General features: G+C 48.9%; 21 protein-coding genes. 9 read left to right on the top strand and 12 right to left on the bottom strand.

What is annotated here, in order from left to right:
- Positions 1-9: 9 nt before the first annotated feature.
- From Q8L79_RS04260 to Q8L79_RS04250, 3 genes are read right to left on the bottom strand one after another with little or no spacing between them, the layout of a single operon-like run.
- Complete coding sequence (locus tag Q8L79_RS04260; protein WP_305268426.1) at positions 10-1,950, bottom strand: DUF3488 and transglutaminase-like domain-containing protein; 1,941 nt, start codon at positions 1,948-1,950, stop codon at positions 10-12.
- A gap of 5 nt (positions 1,951-1,955) precedes the next feature.
- On the bottom strand, positions 1,956-2,891 hold the full coding sequence (locus Q8L79_RS04255; RefSeq protein ID WP_305268263.1) for a DUF58 domain-containing protein: 936 nt from the start codon (positions 2,889-2,891) through the stop codon (positions 1,956-1,958).
- Entirely contained in the window at positions 2,888-3,793 is a 906-nt protein-coding gene (locus Q8L79_RS04250) for a MoxR family ATPase (protein WP_305268261.1), read from the bottom strand. The genes Q8L79_RS04255 and Q8L79_RS04250 overlap by 4 nt, the downstream gene beginning before the upstream one ends.
- Positions 3,794-3,895: 102 nt before the next feature.
- On the opposite strand from Q8L79_RS04250, the gene Q8L79_RS04245 reads away from it, so the two are divergent.
- The 3 genes from Q8L79_RS04245 (at position 3,896) to Q8L79_RS04235 (ending at position 5,618) form a co-directional block, all read left to right on the top strand.
- A complete protein-coding gene (locus Q8L79_RS04245; protein WP_305268260.1) occupies positions 3,896-4,225 on the top strand; it encodes a TraR/DksA family transcriptional regulator in 330 nt (109 codons plus the stop codon).
- Between the two features lie 229 nt (positions 4,226-4,454).
- Positions 4,455-4,955, top strand: a complete 501-nt coding sequence (locus Q8L79_RS04240; RefSeq protein ID WP_305268258.1) for an OmpH family outer membrane protein — start codon at positions 4,455-4,457, stop codon at positions 4,953-4,955.
- A 177-nt stretch (positions 4,956-5,132) separates the two neighbouring features.
- Entirely contained in the window at positions 5,133-5,618 is a 486-nt protein-coding gene (locus tag Q8L79_RS04235) for a cupin domain-containing protein (RefSeq protein ID WP_305268257.1), read from the top strand.
- Positions 5,619-5,688: 70 nt separating this feature from the next.
- Here Q8L79_RS04235 and Q8L79_RS04230 read toward each other — a convergent pair whose 3' ends face one another.
- The gene (locus Q8L79_RS04230; protein WP_305268256.1) at positions 5,689-7,038 is read right to left on the bottom strand and encodes a PepSY domain-containing protein; all 1,350 of its coding nucleotides are present in this window, start codon (positions 7,036-7,038) and stop codon (positions 5,689-5,691) included.
- 357 nt (positions 7,039-7,395) lie between these two features.
- Here Q8L79_RS04230 and Q8L79_RS04225 point away from each other — a divergent pair, with 357 nt between their 5' ends.
- Both Q8L79_RS04225 and Q8L79_RS04220 read left to right on the top strand, forming a co-directional pair.
- A complete protein-coding gene (locus Q8L79_RS04225; protein ID WP_305268255.1) occupies positions 7,396-7,911 on the top strand; it encodes an RNA polymerase sigma factor in 516 nt (171 codons plus the stop codon).
- A gap of 61 nt (positions 7,912-7,972) precedes the next feature.
- Complete coding sequence (locus Q8L79_RS04220) at positions 7,973-8,953, top strand: FecR family protein (RefSeq protein WP_305268254.1); 981 nt, start codon at positions 7,973-7,975, stop codon at positions 8,951-8,953.
- 20 nt (positions 8,954-8,973) lie between these two features.
- Here Q8L79_RS04220 and Q8L79_RS04215 read toward each other — a convergent pair whose 3' ends face one another.
- Positions 8,974-9,246 (bottom strand): type II toxin-antitoxin system YafQ family toxin, encoded by a 273-nt coding sequence (locus Q8L79_RS04215; RefSeq protein ID WP_305268253.1) that lies wholly within the window; start codon positions 9,244-9,246, stop codon positions 8,974-8,976.
- 1 nt (position 9,247) lies between these two features.
- Complete coding sequence (locus Q8L79_RS04210; RefSeq protein ID WP_027148760.1) at positions 9,248-9,487, bottom strand: hypothetical protein; 240 nt, start codon at positions 9,485-9,487, stop codon at positions 9,248-9,250.
- A gap of 270 nt (positions 9,488-9,757) precedes the next feature.
- Here Q8L79_RS04210 and Q8L79_RS04205 point away from each other — a divergent pair, with 270 nt between their 5' ends.
- From Q8L79_RS04205 to Q8L79_RS04195, 3 genes are all read left to right on the top strand, one after another.
- The gene (locus tag Q8L79_RS04205) at positions 9,758-12,235 is read left to right on the top strand and encodes a TonB-dependent receptor (RefSeq protein WP_305268252.1); all 2,478 of its coding nucleotides are present in this window, start codon (positions 9,758-9,760) and stop codon (positions 12,233-12,235) included.
- A 169-nt stretch (positions 12,236-12,404) separates the two neighbouring features.
- Positions 12,405-12,923, top strand: coding sequence for an aspartate carbamoyltransferase (locus Q8L79_RS04200; protein ID WP_305268251.1), 519 nt, complete (start codon positions 12,405-12,407; stop codon positions 12,921-12,923).
- A 276-nt stretch (positions 12,924-13,199) separates the two neighbouring features.
- Positions 13,200-16,304, top strand: a complete 3,105-nt coding sequence (locus tag Q8L79_RS04195) for a PAS domain S-box protein (protein WP_305268249.1) — start codon at positions 13,200-13,202, stop codon at positions 16,302-16,304.
- A gap of 181 nt (positions 16,305-16,485) precedes the next feature.
- On the opposite strand, the gene Q8L79_RS04190 is transcribed toward Q8L79_RS04195, so the two are convergent.
- The 6 genes from Q8L79_RS04190 to Q8L79_RS04165 form a co-directional block, all read right to left on the bottom strand.
- Positions 16,486-16,815, bottom strand: coding sequence for an EthD family reductase (locus Q8L79_RS04190; RefSeq protein ID WP_305268247.1), 330 nt, complete (start codon positions 16,813-16,815; stop codon positions 16,486-16,488).
- 209 nt (positions 16,816-17,024) lie between these two features.
- On the bottom strand, positions 17,025-18,383 hold the full coding sequence (locus Q8L79_RS04185; RefSeq protein WP_305268245.1) for a L,D-transpeptidase family protein: 1,359 nt from the start codon (positions 18,381-18,383) through the stop codon (positions 17,025-17,027).
- A gap of 543 nt (positions 18,384-18,926) precedes the next feature.
- Complete coding sequence (locus Q8L79_RS04180) at positions 18,927-19,283, bottom strand: hypothetical protein (RefSeq protein WP_305268243.1); 357 nt, start codon at positions 19,281-19,283, stop codon at positions 18,927-18,929.
- Positions 19,284-19,411: 128 nt separating this feature from the next.
- Complete coding sequence (locus Q8L79_RS04175) at positions 19,412-19,885, bottom strand: nuclear transport factor 2 family protein (protein ID WP_305268241.1); 474 nt, start codon at positions 19,883-19,885, stop codon at positions 19,412-19,414.
- 41 nt (positions 19,886-19,926) lie between these two features.
- Positions 19,927-20,736, bottom strand: coding sequence for a sulfite exporter TauE/SafE family protein (locus Q8L79_RS04170; protein ID WP_305268239.1), 810 nt, complete (start codon positions 20,734-20,736; stop codon positions 19,927-19,929).
- Between the two features lie 240 nt (positions 20,737-20,976).
- Positions 20,977-21,225, bottom strand: a complete 249-nt coding sequence (locus Q8L79_RS04165) for a hypothetical protein (protein WP_305268237.1) — start codon at positions 21,223-21,225, stop codon at positions 20,977-20,979.
- Positions 21,226-22,033: 808 nt separating this feature from the next.
- Here Q8L79_RS04165 and Q8L79_RS04160 point away from each other — a divergent pair.
- On the top strand, positions 22,034-22,912 hold the full coding sequence (locus Q8L79_RS04160) for a hypothetical protein (RefSeq protein WP_305268236.1): 879 nt from the start codon (positions 22,034-22,036) through the stop codon (positions 22,910-22,912).
- The last annotated feature ends 6 nt before the right edge of the window (positions 22,913-22,918 follow it).

Genomic DNA, 22,918 nt, shown 5'->3' with positions numbered 1-22,918 from the left:
TCCTCAGAGCTAAATTCTAAACAAACCCACCAGCGTCTTGAGTTGCTGCAAATCTTCGCCGGTTGCAACCCGCTCGTAACGCAGCTTGATAAATACTGCGGTGATTTGATCAATGCCCGTTGCCTGCTCGGGCAACTTTATTTTTACCCTTTCGGCAAAATCTTTAACGCCTTCCCCCGCGCCTCTCAACAGTCCATGCTTGGCAAGCTTTTTACAAAACCGGTTATAGATCAGCAGCACTTTATCGGTGCTTTTCGGCTTTTGATAGAGCAGAAACCAGCAAAGCACAGCCGTTATCGATGCGATGACGGCGATCATCCAGTAAATCATGGTCTTGATGTCGTTAATGCCGAATGACGACAAAAAGTTGGACTGGCTCTTGTTGTCGTAATTGATGACCCAGCGTTGCCAGTTATAATCGACGTTGCTCCACAGTTGCCGGGCCTGTTTTAGCCAGTTGTAAGCAGGTCGCAGCAGGTAATTATTTGCCGCTACGATACTGTAGGCGGTTTGCCGGTCTATGTTAATCTCCCGTTCGATTCTTTCCGGTGCAATGGCGGCTGTAGGATCAACCCGAACCCAGCCCCGCTTCTCCAGCCAGACTTCGGCCCAGGCATGGGCGTCGGCTTGTCTTATCTCCAGAAAATCGCCGACTTTGTTCAATTCCCCGCCCTGATAGCCGGTCACGACGCGCGCCGGAATATGAGCGACGCGCATCAAATACACGAAGGCGGAAGCGTAATGACTGCAAAATCCGTATCGGGTTTTAAATAAAAAGCTTTCAATCGGATTTTCTTCCATCATTGGCGGAGTCAAGGTGTAGTGAAAGTCTTCCACCCTGAAATGCTTTAGCAGCTGGTTGATAAAGTTGTCGGGGCCGCTGTCGAAACCGTGTAGCTGACCGACCAGCTGTTTGATTTTATCCGACGGTTCGCCTGGCAGCTGTGTTGCGGTTTGATACTCGCTGCGATTGATCGAGCCGGTGTTGTACCCGGCATAGGAAGTCACTTTATACTCGGCGCGTTTATCGGGGCTTTCTGAAGTAATGAGCTGGTAACCGGCATTCAGGGTTAAAGGCGCGGAAAATTCTTTGGGCATATCCAACGCAAAAACCCAGTTTTTATCCTGCGGTTCCATCAGCAGCGTGTATTGATAAGATGCGCCGGTAACGACAGGTTTGACCAAGGGCTTTTGGAAATTCGCTTGAGTCCAGTGTTTTCCATCGGTATAAGACAAAACCGGACCGCGCCAATAGCGTTGTCTTTGCGGTGGAATGGCGCCTGCAAATTTTACCCGGAAAACCAGTTCGTCAGACAACCTCAGATCGCTGATGGAGCCCGGCTCCATACTGTCGCTTAAACCCGTCCTGGCTTGGCGCTGCTCGTTAAACAGCAGCCATTTTGGCGCTTCAATCCGAGGGAATAAAATAAACAAGGCCACCGCAATCGGCAGGGCCTGAACGATGATAATAACTGACGTTTTAAAGGCCGCAAAGATTTGCATTTTATAACTGTTGATAGAAACCAGCATTGCCAGCAACACACAACAGACCAGCAGGATATAAGCCGCCATCAGTATGCTTTGTTCATATAAAAACTGGGAGGCCGCGACGATAAAAGCCAAGTAGCTGATCAGATAAAGATCGCGCTCTTTTTTAATCTCCAACAGCTTGAGTCCCAGCGCGGTTATAAACAGATTGGTTCCAGCATCACGCCCGAATAAGCCTTGATGCCGGCTATACAGCAGGGCGATGCCGCAAACAAACAGTAAAAAAATAATGAGTTTGCCGGGCAGCCACTTCTTTTGCCAGACCCCGATAAAACGCCAGCTGAGCAGCAGGCAAAAAAAACTAAAGATGGCTATCGGTATATGGTAAATATGCGGAAAAACAATCAGCCCGATGGCAGACAGTAGAAAGATTAAAATGTTTTTGTCGAGTTCAGGTTTCATAATCATCAAAACAGCGCCAATGCTTCCAGGCATTTTCGGTAATGCACCAAACCGCTATCGGGAGGCAGTGTTAATCCCGGCAAAGAAAAACCGTAACGGATGCCTGCTTGCTCCGCATCGATTACCCAGCGACACAGTTGGCTTAAACGTTCTTCAATATTGTGTCCGGGCGTTTGGTCGTAATCCAGCCGGATTTCCTCTGATGCTTGTTCGCCGCCGTATTGCTTGCTAAATACGCCCAAACCTTTGGCAAACGCTTTCCAGTGTATGTGCTTGATGGAATCTCCGGACTGGTATTCCTGCAGGCCGTAAAATTCATCGCCGTTCTTGCTAAACCCCTGTTGGGCTTGCGCGGATGGCGTTTTTGGAAAAGGTATTTCAAGATGAGCCGGTTTGGGGTAAACCAACGTATGAAGATTAAAGCGAATCGGCGACCAAGTGCGAAACAAGCCCAAAGGATAAGTACTTGAGAGCGTGACAGATCCCGCTTGGTACCGGCCTCTTTTTTTAGTTACCGAATAAAGCGTGACATGAGCGGCGCTTTGCGGCTGCATGTCCAGGTTTTGAGTGTCTTGCAGTGTAATCTGTAACTGGTGGCGTTCCATACCGGTAGGGTTGTTGATATGAATGTCGAACCCGGCTGCTTCGCCTGCAAACGCGGATTGACTCCGGCCTTTTTGCACCACCAGACCGGCTAACGCTTTGTAGCTGTGCAAAATGGTGACGAAAAAAATACTCGCCAGTAAAAAAGCCAGCATATAGGCCAGGTTATTGTTATAAACAAAGGCAATCAGCAACAGCACGGTAATCAGCAACACAAAGCCCAAGCCCCGTTGCGTGGGCAAGATAAAGATACGCCGGTGATTTAAAACAACAGGCGCATCGACGGCTTTTTCACCGGAAACAAACCGGCTGAGCCTAAAGCGTTCTTTTAAATTCAATGGACGGCAACGTTAGCTAAAATGGGCGCGACGATGGCTTCCGATTGGGTGTTGCCCGCTCGTAGCCGATGCCCCGCAACAGCCGCCAGCACGGCTTGAAGATCTTCCGGGATAACCGCATCGCGCTGATCCATAAACGCCCAGGCTTTGGCCGCAGTCAGCAATGCCAGCCCGGCTCTGGGCGACAAACCGCAGTGATACTCGGATGAATCGCGGGTAAAGTTAATGATGCCTTGGCAATAATCAAGCAAGGCGGACGATACATGAACCTCATTAACCGCCTGCTGTATTCTTTGCAATTGTGCAGGCGGCAGTTTTACGGGCAGCGATTCGCACAAACTGTGGCGGCTTTGTCCGATAAGCAATTGCCTTTCTGCCTGATGGTCGGGATAGCCCAGTTCAATGCGCATTAAAAAACGATCCAGTTGCGACTCAGGCAACGGAAACGTGCCTATTTGATGGGACGGGTTTTGCGTGGCAATCACAAAAAAAGGCTGAGGCAGCGGATAGGTTTTTCCTTCCACCGTCACCTGATGCTCTTCCATCGCTTCCAGCAAAGCGCTTTGCGCCTTGGGCGTGGCGCGGTTGATTTCATCCGCCAGCACCATCTGGTTAAAAACCGGGCCGGGATGAAATTTAAATTCGTGATTCTTAGCATCGAATACCGAAGCGCCGATGATGTCGGCCGGTAAAATATCGCTGGTGAACTGAATCCGCTGATAATTTAAACCCAGCAGTTTTGCCAGGGTATGGGCCAGCGTGGTTTTGCCGACGCCGGGAATATCTTCTATCAACAGATGGCCGCGAGCCAGCAGGCAGCAAAGTGCAAGCCGAACCTGCCGGGGCTTGCCGAGAATGACCTTATTGGCTGAATCTAATAGCTGATTGATTGCATTTTGCATGAGGGGTGTTAGGATGTTTGGATTATAAATGTATTGAAATTCGACTTTATTATAAAGCAAGATTCAAACGCACACAGGCCGAACCGAAAAGAGGGATTTGCCATGAAAGAATATAAAGAAGTACGCAACAGTTTAATTGAAATGCTGGAAGACCTTGATGATCGACTGGCTAAAATTACTCATGATGTCAAAGAACCTTTAGACAAAGACTTTGAAGAACAGGCGACCCAAGCTGAGAATGACGAAGTTCTGGATAGCTTGGGCAATGCGGCCAGAACGGAAATAGAAATGGTCAAACAGGCTATCGCCAGAATAGATAAAGGCCAGTACGGGCTGTGTCAGGTTTGCGGCAAACCGATCGGCAAGGAACGCTTAAAAATCGTCCCTTATTCCAACATGTGCATAAAATGCGCCAGTCAGGCAGGCTGTTAAGGAAATCCAAATAATCTGAACAAACGATGCCGCATAGGGCAACCGGTCGGTCGCCCGTTAATTTGGTACAGTCCGCATAACTGAAACTTCTCAACATAAAATTAGAAATTACAAGACAATTTGCTCAAATCTTTTGTTTAATAAGCTTGCCCCCCTTATAATCCAACAAAACTTCCAAGTTTTTTTCCATTTCCTATTTATTTCACTACAACCAGAGACTTGTTTAACGATGAAAATGAAAATTGCCTTATTTTTAGGACTGCTACTTATTACTAATGTGAGCTTTGCTGATTTAAAAATTGGCTTTGTCAATATACCCGCCGTTCTTGAAAAAGCCCCCCAAGCTGAAAAAGCCAAAAAACGTCTGGAACAAGAGTTTTCGCCGCGCGATAAGCAATTAGTTGCTCAACAAAAAGAAATTCAAAGCATGGATGAAAAAATGACCCGTGATGCAGCGGTGATGGGCGAGTCAGCCCGCTCTAACATGGAAAAAGACATTCTGAACAAGAAAAGAGATGCAAAAAGAGCGCAACAAGAATTTAGCGAAGACTTTAATGTGCGTCGTAATGAAGAATTGGGTAAATTGCAAAGCCGTATCATTGAAGTTATACGCGATATAGCCAAAACTCAAAACTTTGATTTACTGCTTACAGACGGCGTTATTTATGCCAGCGAACAGATTGATGTCACTGCTCAAGTTCAACAAAAGTTATCAGCTTTGCCAAATTAATTGGTTTTAATCGTCAGTCCTGAATCGACTGACGGCGCACCAAGTCCCCTTGTAAAGGCGGTCAATCGGCCGCCTTTACAACATAGAACAATCCCCTTCCAGTCTTTCCCCTATTAGTCAGCGGCTAATGATGGATATTTTCGCCGCCGCATTACAGCTTGCATTAGGCAGGATGACATGAACAAACAACAGCTCATCGAAAAGCTATCATTGGTTTCCCATATTGAGGGCGGCTATTTTTCAAGAACCTATAGTTCCGACCTAAAAACCGGCATAGCTGCCGATTTGAAACCGAGATGTTTGCTGTCCTCTATTTTTTACATGCTGACTGACGACAGCCCAATAGGTTATTTGCATAAGAATAAATCGGATATCATCCATTACTTTCACGGCGGCTCCCCTTTAACCTACTTGATCCTCCATCCTGACGGTAATCTTGAGAAGAAGATACTGGGCGTTGATCTTGATAACGGCCAACAACTGCAATTAATTGTCAAAGGCGGCTGCTGGAAAGCAACCGAGTTAGAGACGGGAGAATTCGGCTTGATCAGTGAAGCGGTATCGCCTGGATTTGAATATGAAGATATGGAATTGGCGGAACAAACCATAATAAAAAATCAATTTCCGCAAAGTTGGGATCGAATTTCAAAATACGTCAGGTAAAACCGGCTTAATCGGTACGGCCGGGAGCAAAAGACCTTTGCCCTCTATATAATTTCCCCTGTCATTTAAGTCACTCCCAATCATTTTTCCCCAGCCGTTTTTGTCGGTTTAGCATCGAATGCAGCCGTTGCAATAGTGTTGTACAGCCTTTCATAACCTGTGGTGCATGGAGCTTTGCCTTTTGCAGCAGCAAAACGGTCAGCTTAAAAAGCGCCAACCCGGCGCGACAGCCCACTTCTTGCAGCCGGTACAACAGCGGTCGCAACGCGGCAACATCAATCTCCCGATCCTTGACCTTGCCGCGCCGATGCAGCCAGTGCAGCAAGCCGCTGACGTAGAGAACGAACAGCCCTATACCGCTAAGAAACCAAACAAACCGCGCCGTGGCGCCAAAAGCTTCGCCGGTATGCATAGGCCATATCCAGGTCGCGAAAGTTTCACCCTGCGTAAATGCGGACGGGTCGCGTACCTCTTTGACCTGCCCGCTCCATCTATCCACCCAAACCGTGGTATAGGGATGCCGTTGATTGACTTCACTGCCTTGGCGCAAATTAATCCGATAAATCCCGCTGTCGCCGGCGGGCGTGGTAACCCGCCTGAGTTCGGCGCGGGGGAACGGGCCGCGCGCAACAAATTCCGCCGATTCCAGGCCGACCGGATGATTGTTGGGCGTCGCCGTGCTGATGATATTGCGCCCCGTTTCGCCATGTTCCATGCCGGACGAACCGACCAGCGTTTCCAACACCGAAGGATAACTCAGATTAAAACCGGTGAACGCCAGCAGCAACAAGATCGATGCGCTAAGCAGCCCGATCAGGCGGTGCAGGTCGAACGCAAACCGTATCATACCGGCATTATGACGAATCTTTAAAGCACTCAGGATTCCCCGCCAACCCGGCCACCACAAGTAAACGCCGGTACCGATAGACACCATCAGCAATCCTCCAAAAATACCCACCGCATTCCAGCCGAAGCGGTCAAGTCGAAGCTGGGAGTGCAGATCAAGCAACCAGGTAGTCGCGGTTTGCCCCCAGAACCGACTGGCAACGACCTCGCCGGTATAAGGATTTACCGACACCATCAGCGGCGCATACAGCTCAAAGAAAGTCTCTCTGGGTTTATCGTACCAGACCGTAATCATGCCATGCGAAGACCTGGGCAGCTCCAACGTCCAGGAGCCGTAGCGGTTCGGATGTGCCGCATGCACCGCCGCCATAATTTTATCCAGCGACTGACGCTTGCTTTCCGGCTGCTCGATAACCAGTTTTGGATTCAACAGCTCGTCCAGTTCTTCGCGGTAAACGCTAAGACTGCCGGTCAGTCCCATCAGCGCAAAAAAGAAGCCGGCGATTAATGCCAGATAAAGATGAACCTTAAGCCAGGTTGCCCGGCTAAGCAGGCGTTGAATCGGGAATTGCATGGCGTTATTGTGAGCTTAAAAAGCGATCATTATCCCATACCGGATTATGCGCTGTTTATTTTTGTCCGACGCGCCGACAAGTAAAATCAGCAATACCAACAGGCTAACCCTACCCAAAAACCGTACGTGATATGCCTTATTTCACTGTGTCATATCACACAGTTTTACCAGCGACACCAACTCCCTCCTATTCCAATCAATACCAAAATAATCTTGTTCGATACAGCGCAAGCCCTGCCAACACTGGCTTCCGAACACGCGTACGCAAGTCATATCTAATTGTGGCATGGATACTGCTTTTGTTTATTAAAACTTGCAAATCATAGCCTGACTCCCGACTTTAACAGTTGCCCAACAATGCCTAAATCCAAACACGATCTACTCAACAGCCTGTTCCAGCATCACAGCAAAGAGCTGTTGGCCTTCGCCGGTTGGCGGGTGGGCGATTTCGCGGCCGAAGACTTGGTGCAGGAAACCTATCTGCGCTTCCTACAGCATCCAGAACCCGCCTCCATCAGTAATCCGCGCGCTTATCTTTACAAGGTGGTCGCCAATCTCGGCTTCGATCACCACCGCAAGGAGACCGTTCGCAACAAGCCCACCGAGACCGATGAAGTCGAACCGGATGACCTGATTTCGCCGCTGCCGGGACCGGAAGCGCTAATGGAAGGAGAACTTTTGCTGCGGAATTGTCTGGCGGCGCTGAAAACATTGCCCGAGGTATACCGTCATGTTTTTTTCCTGAACCGGATCGACGGCTTGACCCACCTCGAAATCGCCGATGCCTTGCAGCTGCCCCGGCGAACCGTGGAACGCTATTGCGCCAAGGCGCTTGTCCACTGTTTTACCCATACTCTGCGCAGTCAGGGCTAAATCGGCGCACACCGGCAGCCGCTATTGTTTTATACTGCGCCATTCACAGCTCCATTATTCTATGACTGATACTTACGACACCTCATCAGGCTCCGTCCATGAACTAGCCGTTTTTTGGGTAACACGACTTCATTCCGGCGATTGTACCGACCAGGAACGGCATGATTTCGAAGTCTGGCTGGCGCAAAGCGAGGCTCATCGCATCGCTCACCAGGACGTTGCAGCGTTTTGGGAAGGATTAAGTCGAATTGAGCCGCTTGCCGCGCCCCAACTTGCGGCCGCACGCGCCTATCTGCGCAAAACCCGGCAGTCCCGGCGCGCATTGACTAAAAAACGTCTGGCGGGAATCTTGTCGCTTATCCTTATAACCGGTTTCAGTCCGTTTGGGTGGACATGGCTTAGCACCGACATTTACCGTACCGCCAAAGGCGAGTCCACCAGCATCGAGCTTAGCGACGGCTCGCGCATCGACCTCAATACCGATACCGAACTGAGCGTACAGTACACCTGGACAGCGCGTAGCGTGAAACTGGAACGCGGCGAGGCTCTGTTTTCAGTCGTTCACAACCCGGAAAAACCTTTTGAAGTCAGCGCCGCAGGGGGCCGTATTCAGGACATCGGCACTCGCTTCAATATTTATAGGCAAGCCGATCGCGTCTCGGTAACGGTGCTGGAAGGCGAAGTCAGCGTTGCATCAAGCCAAAGCTCCACGACGCAAAACCTGATTCCCGGCCAACAGATCAGTTACGACTCGACCGGGCAAACCTCCGCCATTTCACCTATTGATATCGATGCTGCCACCGCCTGGCAAAAAGGACAACTGGTATTCAAAGGCCAGCCCTTGAATAGCGTGCTGGAGCAGTTGGGTCGCTATCACGATACCTCGCTGCAAGTGCCCGATTCGCGCTTGCAGTCGCTTAAGGTCAGCGGAGTATTTCCCACCAACAATCTAAGCCTTGCGCTCAACACCATTGCCGGCGCCTTGCCGATCAAAGTAAGCCAAACCGTAACAAATACCTTCGTCATAGCCCCGGCTGATTAGCTTAGAGAGTTTTGTAACCATTAACTGCTAAAAATATCAGCATGACACCCTGTTCTTACAAGATATAAATCATCGCCTGAAATACGGTAGATTAATAGCCAATCCGGTTCGAGGTGTGAGTCTCGATAACCATTCCAGTTACCTTTAAGAGGATGATCCAGGTATTCTGCGGGAAGCGTTTTTCCCTCAAGTAGCAGAATAAGTAATGTCCTTAGCTTATCCATGTCTTTACTACGTTTCTTGACAACTTTTACATCACGCTTAAATTGGCTGGAACGAATTAGGTTGAGCACATTAAATTTCCAAATCTTTAAACAACTCATCTGCCGAAGCGAAGCGCATTCCCTTACCTTGTTCCAGTTCTTCCATTGCGGTGCGTGTCGCTTGATTCGGCTGTTGTTGCTGAGCGATATAAAGCCGCATCAGTTCTCGTACAATTTGAGCGGCCGGACGATGGACACTGGCGGCAACAGCCACAAATTGATCTCTCAATTCCGGCTCCATCTTGATGGACATTTGTACTTCTTTGCGCATGGTGATTCCCCTGATAAATGATAGTTAGTCAGTCTATTAGGTATCCATAGAATAGTCAAAGGGCATTCATTTGCTACCGTTGCGTCGCTATAAGGGTGCTATTAAGCTAAGGCGGCTCCCATGAAAAACCATTGTAGAAGTGAATTTACCCCCTACGAACCTGGAATATGGGAACGATACAATTTTTTTTCGTACTAAGTGGCGGTCTAATACCGCCAAATCAGTCTTATAAGTTAGTGTCACAACAAAACAAACTTTAAAGGAGAACTGATGCGTACACTACCCAAACTGATAGCAACCCTGCCGATGGTGATGGTCATGGGAACTGCCGTAGCCGAAGAAAGCACTTTCAACCTCAACATCCCTGCGCAACCGCTAGCCGCAGCGATAGAGGCCATGAGCAGGCAAACAGGATTGCAACCCTTTTACGCGGACGGCACTTTAGTCGGCAAACAAAGCCCGGCGCTGAAAGGAAACTACAGTAAACGCGAGGCAGTGGAAAAACTGCTGGCGCAAAGCGGGCTAGACTATACGTTCACCGGGGACAACACTGTGGCGGTTAAGGCTCCTGTGGCCGTCGCCAAATCCGATCAAAAAGACAAAAGTACAAAAAATACAGAAGAACCGCTGGTTTTGGACATGCTGACCATCAAAGCTCAAAAGTCCAACATCGATCAGCCGTTCGGCAGCTATCTCGACCCTTCCAAAATAGCGCTGTCCAGAACCGCTGTCAGCGATACCGCACATATGCTCAAAGGTACGCCGGGCGTGAGCTTCTCCGGCGGTGGCGGTATTTCCAGCCGACCCGTTATCCACGGCTTGGCGGACGATCGTTTACGGGTTCAAGTCGATGGTATGAATTTGATTTCGGCTTGCGCCAATCACATGAATCCTGCGCTCTCTTATGTCGCGCCATCCAGTGTGCTCAGCACCCAAGTGCTTGCCGGAATCACGCCGGTCAGCATGGGTGGCGACAGTATCGGCGGCACTATTCGCGTTAATTCAGCCGATCCCGAATTTGCCGAGGATGGCGAGGCTCCCTTGGTAAAAGGCCAGGGCTCGGTCTTTTATCGCAGCAATGGCGATGCACACGGAGGCAATATTTCCGCATCGATAGCCAACGAACATGCCGAACTTAAGTACACCGGCTCAACGGTAGAGTCGCGGAATTATAAAGCGGGCGGAAATTTCACTACCCGAAATACAAAAAACGGTAATGATGTTGTGGCTTCTTCAGCCTATAAATCGGAGAACCAATCGCTGTCGCTGGCCTTGCGCAACGACGATCATCTTGCTGTGATCAAGGTCGGACAGCAAAACATCCCTTATCAAGCCTTCCCCAACGTGCGTATGGATATGACCGGCGACGACAGCTGGTTCGCCAATGTCTTCACCAAGAGCCAGTTCCAGTGGGGAAATATTGAAACCCGCGCTTATCACGAGGATGCCCAGCACAAGATGAACTTTCTGGCGGACAAAATGACCACGCCAACCCGTACCATGCCGATGGATACCAATGGCGTTAACCAGGGCCTGTCGGTAAAAGCCAATATCGACATCACCGACAAGCACTTGCTGACCGTGGGCAGTGAGTATCAGCGTTATCGTTTAGACGACTGGTGGGATCCAATCGGCCCCAACCCCATGATAATGATGCAAGGACCGGGGCCATTCCAGAATATCAATCAAGGAAAACGCGATCGCATCGATCTTTTTGCCGAGTGGGAAGGCCGCTGGAACCAGCAATGGCTGACTCAACTGGGCGCCCGTGTCGGCGCTGTGGAAATGAATGCCGGTGACGTGATGGATTATGGCGTCATCACACCGGAAGCGCGGATTGTTAATGGCCAAAATAAAAAACAAACCGACATTAATATCGACTGGACCGCGTTAACCCGTTACACCCCGAATGACATGCAGACTTATGAACTGGGGGCCGCCAGAAAGACCCGCTCGCCCAACCTTTACGAGCGCTTTGCCTGGTCTCGCGGACGCACGATGATGGGAATGACTCATCCTATGGCGATGTATATGAACAACTGGGTCGGCGACGGCAACGGCTATGTCGGCGACATTAACCTTAAGCCGGAAGTCGCTCACACCGTCAGCGCTACAGCCAATTGGCATGATGCCAACCAGGAAGACTGGGAAGCTAAAGTCACGCCCTTTTACACTCACGTCGAAAACTATATCGATGCGAGACTCTGCCAGCCGGCTAATGGCGTGACCTGTGTCAGCCCGTCGCCTGCTAACGGAGGCGCGTTTAATTTACTGCAACTGGCCAACTTCGATGCGCATCTGTTCGGCGTAGACGTTTCCGGCTCCAAGCTGTTATTGGATACCGCAAAATACGGCAGCCTGACCGGTAAAACCGTTTTAAATTATGTCAGAGGCCAGAACAATGACACCGGCGACAATCTGTACCAACAGATGCCGTTTAATGCGACGGTAGCGCTTGAGCATCAACGCGGCGGCTGGGCCAATACGATCGAAACGCAAATAGTAGCGCCTAAAACCGACGTGCAAGCCGTCCGTTTGGAGCCAAAAACAGCGGGCTATGCACTGCTCAACCTGCGCAGCAGTTATACCTGGAAACATTTGCGGATCGATGGCGGCATAGACAATATTCTTGATAAAAATTACGCCCTTCCTTTGGGCGGTACTTATATCGGGGAAGTCAGCACCAAGGGAATCGCGGTTCCGGGCATGGGGCGCTCGTTCAATGTGGGTATGACGATAAACTATTAAGTTTTTATAGCTGACGTTACGCAAATTACATAAAATCACCGCGAAGATACGAGGCGCTATTTTATTTTTTCTTCGCGGTGGACATTGCTTAGCTATTGCGTAACATCAGCAAATAACAATGCCCCTGGTAATAAACTCACATGGCGAGCAGCGCTACAAAGGAAATCAAATGATGAAACGATTAATTGCATCCCTCTCGGCCGCTTTATTGATAGCGGTATCAGCCCAGGCAGTGGAAAAAGCCGGCGATGATCGGCTTGATGAAATTGCGCAACGCGGTTCGCATGTCATGCCTTTCAATTTGGAGCAGACTACGCATGTTTTCTCAAAAACCGGGAAGGGCGGCTTGCAGCAGGTCATCGCCAAAGACAGTTCCAATGCTGAGCAAATCAAGTTAATACGCGAGCACCTGTCAAAAATTTCAAAGGAGTTTGTTCAAGGCGACTTCTCCAACCCGGCCAAGATTCATGGCGAAAATATGCCCGGTTTAGCGGAATTGAAAACAGCCAAACCGGATCAGATCAAAGTTATCTACAAGGAGCTGCCTAATGGCGCCGAGATCGACTACTCAACGGATGATCCCAAGCTAATTGAGGCCATTCATCAATGGTTCGACGCTCAATTGAGCGATCACGCCCGTCATGCTATTCCAGGTCACCCGCATCATTTAATGCACCACAAACCGTAAAACTGGCTTGGTCGGGCTTGCTTTTCGCCACATGAAAAAACTGAGGTGAATATTTTAGAAAACGTCGAAGATAAATTCTCGATAACTGTTGCATAACATCCGTTAATCGGAAGAACATCGGCTCTAAATCTTTTCATCTCTTTCGTGTCGCCTGGAGGCGTTACTTTTGGCTTTCGTGAATAACAGTCACAGTCAGGACAAATCTCAACTTTATTGACGTCAAAACCTGAAATTACGATAACATAGAGGATCTTTATAAGCATTAATTAGACTTCTATGTCCGAACACGACAAATGGGAGCGGTGGTTTGACCTTTTTGGTATTAAGAACTTCATTCCTCATGGCTATTGCCTGTCGTGGAGTCCCTTATTGCTTTGGCTGCATGCCATCTCAGATCTACTGATCACTCTCGCCTATTATTCGATCCCCTTTATTATCATCTCCTTTATCCGGCGACGTAAGGATTTCCCCTGTCCGTGGCTGACTGTCCTATTTGCCGGTTTTATTGTCGCCTGCGGCACCATGCATTTGCTGTCGGCTGTCGCGATCTGGATACCGTTATATTGGCTGGACGGCTTGCTTAAAGCCTGTACGGCAATTATTTCGGTTGCTACCGCCGTGCTGATGCTAAGAGCTATTCCCAGCGCCTTGTCTGCGCCCAGCGCCAGACAACTGCAAGCTGAGATAGAACAAAGAAAATCAACAGAGAAAGCGCTACTTATTTCTAACGTTAGGCTACAGAAAAATATCGCTCGCACCCAGCTATTGCTGGACTCAGCGCTGGATGGAATCATCAGTATGGATCACAACGGCAAGGTAATAGCCTGGAATGCCCAAGCCGGGCATATTTTCGGCTACCCCAGCGAGCAAGCATTAGGACGTGAAATGGCAGAGTTAATCATTCCGCCGGCTTATCGGGAAAGACATCGGCAAGGCTTATCACGATTTTTGGCGACAGGCTCGTCAACCATTATCGGCAAGCGTTTGGAGATTACCGGTTTGCGCGCCGATGCTTCGGAATTTCCAATGGAATTGACTGTCGGTGCGCTGAATCAAAGAGGGAACTATTTTTTTAGCGCCTATATTCGCGATATTAGCGAGCGCAGAATAACCGAAGATGCGCTACGTGAAAGCGAATATCGCTGGAAATTTGCCATTGAGGGTTCCGGCGACGGCGTATGGGACAGGGACTTTAAGACCGACGAAGTCAAGTATTCAGGCCGCTGGAAAGAAATGTTAGGGTATGCCGAAGACGATATCCTGCCTACTCGCCAAGATTGGCTAAACCGAATTCATCCCGATGATCAGTCATATGTTGCAAAAATGGTACAAGCGTACCTGGACGAAAAGCAGCCAACTTACGTCGTTGAACATCGCTTGCGCTGCAAAGATAACAGCTACAAATGGATTCTGGCTAGAGGCTCGGTAGTCAGCCGGAGTGAAGACGGCAAGCCCTTGCGCATGATCGGCACCCATACCGATATTTCGGAGCGCAAACAGGCGGATCAGGCTCTACAACAAAGCCGGAAAGAACTGCAAGAAGCGCAGAGAATCGCCCATATGGGCAGCTGGCAGCTGGACTTGACGACTCATCATGTGGTTTGGTCGGAGGAACTTTACCGCATATTGGGTTTAAACCCGGAGTTGCCTCCGCCCGATTACACAGAGTACTTTCGGTTGTTTACCCCTGAAAGCTGGGAACGGTTGAGCAGCGCTCTGCTCCACACACAGAAAACGGGGGGGTCCTATGAGCTGGAACTTGAAATGGTCAGGGCTGACGGGACACGCGGATGGATGTTGGCGCGCGGGGAAGCAATACAGGACGGCAATGATGCTATTGTCCGACTCCATGGGGTGGCGCTGGACATCACTGAGCGTAAAGTCATGGAAAATGAGCTGAAAACCAGTGAAGCAAAATTCCGCTCGATTATCGAAGTTTCCCCGGTGCCGATGGCGTTGCACGATGAGCAGTTGAATATTACCCTCCTGAACCCGGCGTTTGTGCAAACCTTCGGTTACAACATGGATGATATTTCCACTCTGGCAGACTGGTGGACGAAAGCCTACCTTGATCCGGTCTATCGCGACTGGGCCGCGACGACCTGGCAAAAGACGCTGGAAAAAGCCAAACAGGAGCAGACCGAATGTCCACCGATGGAAGTGGATATTCACTGCAAAAACAACAGCATTAAAACCGTGTTGGCGTCTGCCGCTGCGATTCATCACAATTTTTCGGGTGAACATTTGGTGATTCTGTACGACATTACCCCGCGCAAACAAATTGAAGCCAGACTCAACTCCATTTTTAATGCGTCCGTGGAAGGCATTATCACCACTGATATGGCCGATACCATCGTGTCCGCGAATGCCGCGGTAGAAACCATGTTCGGCTATAAACCGGAAGATCTGGTTGGTTGCAGCATTAACAAACTCATACAATCATCGCCAAAACAACATAAACAACAACCTATAGATGATTACAACTTTCCCCATTCAATAAAATCTATCGGTCAAATTCAGGAAGTTGAAGGCATTTATAACAACGGTTCCGTGGTGCCTTTGGATCTGTCGGTTGCGGAGTTTTCAATCGATAATGCGCACTATTTTACCCATATTGTGCGTGATGTGAGTTCGCGCAAACACCGGGAACAGCAAGACAAGGCACATCTGGACGAACTCGCCCACGTCACCCGCCTTGGGCTGATGGGAGAGATGGCGTCAGGCATTGCCCATGAAGTCAACCAGCCTCTGGCTGCGATTTCCAGTTATACGCAAGTCAGCATAAATCTTATTCACACTGAAAATCCCGATCTGCTCAAGCTGACCGAGATCTTATACAAAACGCAGCAACAGGCTTTACGAGCGGGACGGATCATTCATCGCATGAGGGAGTTTGTCAAATCGCATTCCATACATCGTTCAACCACCGATCTTAATATCTTGATTCATGACGCTGTCGGCCTGTGTATTGCCGAACTTAAACAGAACGACATAAGGCTGACATTTGAGCTGGAAAACAATCTGCCGCTGCTCTCTATCGACTATATACAAATTGAACAGGTCATCATAAATCTGATCCGAAACAGTATTGAAGCCTTGCAAAACATATCCACCGAACGGCAACGCCACATAACCATCCATAGCCATTTGATTGCCGATAATGCCGTAGGAGTCAGGGTAAAAGACAACGGACCGGGGCTTGATGAAGACCAACAACAAAAAATATTAACGCCTTTTTACACCACCAAGGCAGACGGCATGGGCATGGGGTTATCCATCAGCCGTTCACTCATCGAAGCTCACGAAGGCACGTTACATTTCAATAGCAAGCCGGGAAAAGGCACCACTTTTCATTTCACCCTGCCAATGCAGAAAAGCTGAATGAGCCTTAACCTGCATCGCCCGGCAAATGTTGGTAGCGAGCAGCACGGTAGAAAGATGGATACGGAAAAAGCCCCAGCATTCAGTTCATGCCGGGGTTATTTCGTGCATCCCAATTTACCGTGCCAAGGTCTGTGGACTTGAGGAGAGATTTGACAGTTCTCCTCCTGTTTATCAAGGCCTAAAAATCAAAACTTTCAACTTCCGCAATTAAAAACACCGGTGCGCCCCCCGTTGAAATTTCAACCGCGTGTCCCGCTGTCTCTTGTCCGCCTGCTGAATTCAAACAATCTTCCAATGCTTGCATGGACGGAAAATAAACTTCCGCAATGCGATGAAAAGGCGCAGGGGCATTGCTGCCTACGCTGCCCGTTATCAGGGACGCAACAAAGCGGGTTTTTCCCGCCAGCTTTTCTACAGCCATCGGAACGTGCTCGTTCGCATAACGTTGCTCAAACGTATCAAGGTTGGTCGGCTGTGGATACATGACAATCAGTTTTGCAGTTTTCATAGCTTTCTCATATGGTCTTGTTAATGGAGACCTTATTTTACAAGCCATAAAAGGTATTTGTATAATATCGACTTGCTATCAATCAATAGGATTTTCCTATAAAACACATCCTATGAAAATCCGCGCCCAATTATTTATGATCGACAAACATCGGAAACGCAACGTTTGGATTTAACCTTGATGCTTGGCTTAAAGACTATCAATCGCACTTAATTAATTGAAGTTAATCGGGGCTTTAACGGCTCGCTGTTAATTTCAAAATCCATTTTGATGCGTTTTACGGCCGCGTTCATTTCCTTTTTACTCTTGAAAGGCCCGGCGATAACCTGATAGGCATCGTCTTTTGAGACTTTACGGGCAGGTATGATCGGCCCCTGATGGTTAAGCATGGTTGCCAGTTGTTGCGCCTTTGTTTCGTCATTAAAACTGGCCACCAAAATGGACCAATCGCTCTCTTTTAACGCCTCAATGACAGGCTGGTCGTAGAACTGCTCCGGATGCTTCAGATGCAAAGCGTTTGCCGATATTTCCGCCACATCAGGGCTTTGCATCAGTATCGGCGTAGGGATGCCGTCTGAACGCTGGAGTATGCGTTCGACTTTTTCCCAATCGACCTCCACGCCCTTTTTGGCACTGACTTCATGCAATTTCTTCACTACCTGTTTTCTTAGGCTGGCTTTCTGCTTGGCCCATTTCGACAAGGGTTCATGCGCTTCAAGATATAACATGTCTTGATGCCACGCGGTCAGATAGGGCTGATGAATGATGCGCACCGGCATTCCGACCGTCGTTTTTTTGAACAGCACTTCAATGTCCTCCGGGTAAAGCTGCACACAGCCATGACTGATCTGCATGCCGATGCCGTAGGGTTTGTTGGTTCCGTGGATCAAATAACCGGGAATACCCAGACGCATCGCGTAAAGCCCCAGCGGATTATCGGGCCCCGCACCGACGACCTTGGGCAATGAATCGCCTTTTTCGGCGTGTTCGCGATGAATGGATTCGGGGACAGTCCAGCTTGGATTGGCGTCTTTGGCGACGATGCTGGTTTGTCCCATCGGCGTATTCCATCCCTGACGGCCAATGCCGACCGGATACGTGTAAACTTTATGCGGCTGTTTTTTTGGATAATAAAACAGCCGCATATTCGCCAGATTCAGGGCTATGCCTTTATGAGGCGAATCGGGAAGTATAAATTGCAATGGCAATAAAACGCGACTGCCCGGCTTGGGCGTCCAGGGAGAAACGGCGGAATTGGCTATGCTGATGTCGTTATAGCCAAGGCCGAAATGCCGGGCAATATCCGGCAAGGCATCATTTTCGCGGGTGTCGATGGCGGCAAGGGTGCCGACCATGTTTTCACTGTCGGACAGTTCGAATTCGTGGGTAACTACGGTTTCCGGTTGAGGCTCGGGGAGCTCGATGGTTACCGTTTTTTCGTCCTCGGGGAAAAGCGACGACAACGTCTGACAGCCGCTGAGCAGCATTAATCCAATCGCCAAACCGAGTGACAGGGCTGACTTTTTAATTTTGAACAGATCAATTCTAAAGTTTTCTTGGCTGGTCATAGCGATAAGAGCGAGTAGAGTTACAAACGCTAATTATAACTAAGGAATCATTAAGATATGCCAAAGCAAACATTAAGAAATGATTAAATTCGGGTTAAAAAACACCGTGTTAAAGAACTATTAGCTGCATCCTGCCGACAGGCCGATGACCTGGCTCGTCGCGTTTATTGCGCAGCTAATTAGTCACTGATGTTGCGCTGCTATGTGGTTGTCGAATTGAAGGCCGGGGCGTTTAAACCGGAACATCTGGAGGGACAGCTTAGTTTTCTCAACACTCCGCAGGAGCGGGCCACGCCCGCGACCTTTGGACGTAGTTGCAGATTTGTCGTGCTTTTATCGCGGGCATGGCCCGCTCCTACAACACTTCGCTCTCGTTTCCCACGGGGCTCCGTGGGAACGCAGTGCAGGACGCGCTACGTCCCGTATATGCGACCTGAGTCGTATCTCGCCGCTCAGCACGTGGGGACGAGAACAATTTATTGAGCCTATGGCGGCTATATGTTTTGCTATACCCGCTTTTTATTATGTAATGCGTAACATCAGTTAGTCATTAACCGGTCGATCAGAAGCCAGCGCATTCCATCCGACTACAATCCTGTAGACCATCAGCATTACCGTTGCAATCAGAATAAAAAACCCGACACCAAACTCAAAAGTCAATCCGGACAATGCAAGACCGGCCAGAGCTATCCAAACGGTCTTGATCTGCCAGTCAAAATGGGATTCCAAAAAAGTCCCCTTAACTTCACTCTGCTTCATGAAGTTAATCGCCACACCCACTAGCAACGGCACCCCGGCAAAAGCAAAGGCCAGCACCTGACACAGGTACACGGCCGTTGCCAGCCGCTTTAACGAGTGCAATCTTTCAGTATCGGTTTGATCAGTCGAGCTTTCATTCATAACCCACCTGCCTGTTGATTTTTCTGTTATGACAACCACAAAAAAGCATTGCCTCCCCTATATTAAAATATAAGCCTTGCCACAGATAAATCAACCGGCGCCGAACTCATTTTATGCTTTAAATAGCCTCAAAATCCAAGTTCGGACAGACCGGGGTGGTTGTCGGGTCTAGGTCCCATTGGCCAATGAAACACCCTGTCAGCTTCGGCTATCGGCAAATCGTTGATGCTGGCTATGCGACGCTTCATCAAACCGCTTTGGTCAAATTCCCAATTCTCATTGCCGTAAGAACGAAACCAGTTACCCGAGGCATCATGCCATTCGTAAGCGAACCGCACCGCAATACGCGCATCATGAAAAGCCCATAACTCTTTTATAAGACGGTATTCCAATTCCTTCGCCCATTTTCGCTGTAGAAATTGCACAATCTCTTCGCGTCCGGCAAGGAATTCAGCCCGGTTACGCCATTGGCTATCAACGGTATAAGCCAGCGCTATTTTTTCCGGGTCATGAGTGTTCCATGCATTTTCGGCCGCCCGTACTTTTTGTGCGGCCGTTTCGGCAGTGAATGGCGGCAGCGGTGGACGGATATTTTCAGTCATGTTCTCATCCTCTTTATTAGTGATGGTGCATACAATGGGGTTTATTGCAGTACGAATTTAAGCCCTATTAACATCAGAATACAAGCCAAAATCGGCCGTAAAATTTTTTCAGGAATCTTTGCACTCAAATGACTGCCAATCCAGATGCCGGGCAAGGAGCCTATCAGCAGGCTGCCTAATAAAACCAGATCCACGTTACCCAGACTGAGGTGACCCAGACCGGCAACCGCCGTGAGCGGAATGGCGTGAGCCAAATCAGTGCCGACAATTTTCAGCGTGGTCATCCTGGGATAAAGAAATAACAGCGCGACAGTACCCAGCGCACCGGCTCCGACAGACGACAACGTCACCAATATGCCCAGCACAGCGCCGATCAATACGGTGGCGGGTATCTGCAGATGCTTGAAGCGGCCGGCATTTTGGGGCGTGCTATGCTCATCATCAATAGGCTTTGTTTTCGCCGCCCGGTTTAATAACATGCTGCGCACTATCAGCGAAAAAGCGGTCAGCAGCAGCGCAACACCCAGCGTAAAAGTAATTGCCCCCGTGATCTCCTTACCGACTTCCATAAAATGTTTGAGTACAAACAAAGTAGCCAGCGCAAAAGGTATGCTGCCCAGCGCCAGCCAGCCGACGATTTTCCAGTCTACGGAACTATGTTTGTTGTGATGTACCCACACGCCGCCGGTTTTAGTGATGGCGGCAAACAGAAGATCTGTCCCCACCGCGACGGCAGGTTTGAAGCCGAACAGAAAGACCAGCAATGGCGTCATCAGCGATCCGCCGCCCACGCCGGTCAAACCCACCAGCAGACCTACTGCAAGACCGGAAAAAGTGTATCCCCAATTCATAAAAACTAGCCCTTGTTTAATGCGTCTAAAAAACCGAGCATTATAACAGGCGAGTAGTTCTATTTTTTAAGAGTTGTCGTTCTATGTTTGTTTGATAATGAAGCTATGCCAAATCGCTGAGCTTTAGATTGATCGCTCATGCTGCAAGCATTGAGCAATGGATCTGTTATTTTTGATTTACTCACATTCAAGTACTGATCTTTATCATTTAAAACGCTTCCCAGCCACCGGCATCAGCGGTTACCACTTGAGGTTTTTTTCCGATTGACTCACGATTTTTACCAGCGCCTGTTCCAGTCGGTGCAGTTTCTTTTCGCGGTGGCGCTGAATGCCGACTTTAACTTGCGTCCCGGAAGACACGCTACCAGAGACGCTGTGCAAGCGGCCATCCAATTGAAAGTGCGCCACCGTTATATGCAGCCTTGTAAGACACGGCTTAGCGCCATTAATTTCAAGATTATCGTTGCCTAAACGTTCAATGGCTTTCAATGCCGGCGGTAGTGTTTTTGCTTGTTGTAAAGATAAAGGCAGTGCCGCGACCCGCTTTATGGAAAGCGATTTATCCGGTCAAATCTTGATCATTAATAGAGCGGAACGCATCAGTTGAGTAATTCCGTTTCCGTGGAATAAAAAGATGCGGCCAGGGTTGCCGGCCGCACAGAGAGGAAGGATATAGCTAACTCTAATCCCTTTAGGAGAGGGGGCGCATACAAGAGTTGCATGCATTCTAATGGCTAAATGCCGCCTTGAAAATGTGACCGATTGCCGCGCGACAATTTGCCACTACAAATGGCGCGCTAATTGCTATATATCCTAGGTTTGTGCGATGAAAATGGCGCGAATACTGGGCTTAAGCAATCCATCAGGTGAATTGCCGAGGCGTTTCCCACATAAAAACCAGGTCATATCACGCATAATCTGTTTCCCCCCATCGAATGAAGGAAGTCCCAAAAGAGATTTCAAAAGCTTTGTTGCATGAACAGCGCTTTTTATCTATTTATTAGATATAACTATCGAATAATATCGTTTTATTAAAAGTAAAAATCCCCCTAAGCTATATCCAACCACAAAGAACGGCCGTAAAAAATAGTGCGACAGTGTTTGCAACGTGTGTTTGATGTCATTTTATGTGTACCTCCTCTCTATACAAGGATCGTTTTCGGGGCGGGTTTCGACCCGCCTCTTTTTTTAAACCGGAAAAGGTACAGATTCTTTACGATTTGAATCCATTGCAATACAGCCTGAAGCGGAACATCCGCCGATGAGTACAACCTTTATCAGACCTGAGGATAAATTCATGCCATTACAAAATCTAGTTGAATATTTCAATGACCGCTTCGGGCAAGAGCATCGCTCCAGTTTTCGTCCCTTTATTCTGGAAGAAGGAACAATAAGCGCGCTGTTCGGTCAAATTAAAATAGGCAGTGTTTTTTCGCCAATACGCCTGGCGCAAAAACCCGCCGAGATTGTCGGCCATGGCGCGAAACTTAAGGTTTCCACTCATGAAGTCCAATACCTGTATTCAGACGAAATTGAAAATTTGCTGAGTAACCATCCTCACCAAGCTAACGATTTTGAATCCATCATCAATTTCGACCGCTTATCCCGCACCGTTCATATGCTCAATTACCTGCCGATAACCCATTTGCAGGGCGCGCTGTTCGTGGAAGTCGATCCGCGCCATATACTGGGCGTTAAAAAGGATCATGGCGCCTATTTTGAAGAAGTGATCGGACAGTGCGGCCTGGAAACCAAGAATGTCGTTATCATTATGGCGGTAAACAGCAACTATGCCCGACATTACCAGGAGCTGGTCACCGGTCTGGATAATTACCGGCACAGGAGTTATCAAATCGCGCTTAAGTTCGATTACGTCGCGCAGGAAGGCCAATCGTTCGATCTGATTAGCAAGCTGTCCCCGAATTACGTCAGTTTGTCGGCGCGGCATCTTGACCATGTCCGCGACAATGCCATATTTGAAAAATTGCGCGATTTAAAAGCGCTGGTCGTTTCAACAGGCGGGCAAAGCATCCTGCAACAAATCGATCAAAAAAAGTCCGATCTGCTGGCTCGCAATGCCGGTTTCGATCTGGTGCAGGGCAGTTATTACGAACGCGCCTCGGCACCGGTATTTTCGCCGGAATCGCTTGATGCCGAAGTCAGCGCCAATGGCTAACTTGCA

It is taken from the genome of Methylobacter sp., from assembly GCF_030680395.1.
GTDB lineage: Bacteria > Pseudomonadota > Gammaproteobacteria > Methylococcales > Methylomonadaceae > Methylobacter_A.
This window is presented reverse-complemented; position numbering and strand designations above follow the sequence as displayed.

Bases quoted from the DNA above. Each gene is read 5' to 3' on its own strand.
- Q8L79_RS04175 (WP_305268241.1), bottom strand. From the start codon at position 19,885: ATGACTGAAAATATCCGTCCACCGCTGCCGCCATTCACTGCCGAAACG.
- Q8L79_RS04195 (WP_305268249.1), top strand. From the start codon at position 13,200: ATGTCCGAACACGACAAATGGGAGCGGTGGTTTGACCTTTTTGGTATT.
- Q8L79_RS04230 (WP_305268256.1), bottom strand. From the start codon at position 7,038: ATGCAATTCCCGATTCAACGCCTGCTTAGCCGGGCAACCTGGCTTAAG.
- Q8L79_RS04200 (WP_305268251.1), top strand. From the start codon at position 12,405: ATGATGAAACGATTAATTGCATCCCTCTCGGCCGCTTTATTGATAGCG.
- Q8L79_RS04190 (WP_305268247.1), bottom strand. From the start codon at position 16,815: ATGAAAACTGCAAAACTGATTGTCATGTATCCACAGCCGACCAACCTT.
- Q8L79_RS04180 (WP_305268243.1), bottom strand. From the start codon at position 19,283: ATGAATGAAAGCTCGACTGATCAAACCGATACTGAAAGATTGCACTCG.
- Q8L79_RS04245 (WP_305268260.1), top strand. From the start codon at position 3,896: ATGAAAGAATATAAAGAAGTACGCAACAGTTTAATTGAAATGCTGGAA.
- Q8L79_RS04235 (WP_305268257.1), top strand. From the start codon at position 5,133: ATGAACAAACAACAGCTCATCGAAAAGCTATCATTGGTTTCCCATATT.
- Q8L79_RS04225 (WP_305268255.1), top strand. From the start codon at position 7,396: ATGCCTAAATCCAAACACGATCTACTCAACAGCCTGTTCCAGCATCAC.
- Q8L79_RS04250 (WP_305268261.1), bottom strand. From the start codon at position 3,793: ATGCAAAATGCAATCAATCAGCTATTAGATTCAGCCAATAAGGTCATT.
- Q8L79_RS04220 (WP_305268254.1), top strand. From the start codon at position 7,973: ATGACTGATACTTACGACACCTCATCAGGCTCCGTCCATGAACTAGCC.
- Q8L79_RS04205 (WP_305268252.1), top strand. From the start codon at position 9,758: ATGCGTACACTACCCAAACTGATAGCAACCCTGCCGATGGTGATGGTC.
- Q8L79_RS04210 (WP_027148760.1), bottom strand. From the start codon at position 9,487: ATGCGCAAAGAAGTACAAATGTCCATCAAGATGGAGCCGGAATTGAGA.
- Q8L79_RS04160 (WP_305268236.1), top strand. From the start codon at position 22,034: ATGCCATTACAAAATCTAGTTGAATATTTCAATGACCGCTTCGGGCAA.
- Q8L79_RS04240 (WP_305268258.1), top strand. From the start codon at position 4,455: ATGAAAATGAAAATTGCCTTATTTTTAGGACTGCTACTTATTACTAAT.
- Q8L79_RS04170 (WP_305268239.1), bottom strand. From the start codon at position 20,736: ATGAATTGGGGATACACTTTTTCCGGTCTTGCAGTAGGTCTGCTGGTG.
- Q8L79_RS04185 (WP_305268245.1), bottom strand. From the start codon at position 18,383: ATGACCAGCCAAGAAAACTTTAGAATTGATCTGTTCAAAATTAAAAAG.
- Q8L79_RS04260 (WP_305268426.1), bottom strand. From the start codon at position 1,950: ATGAAACCTGAACTCGACAAAAACATTTTAATCTTTCTACTGTCTGCC.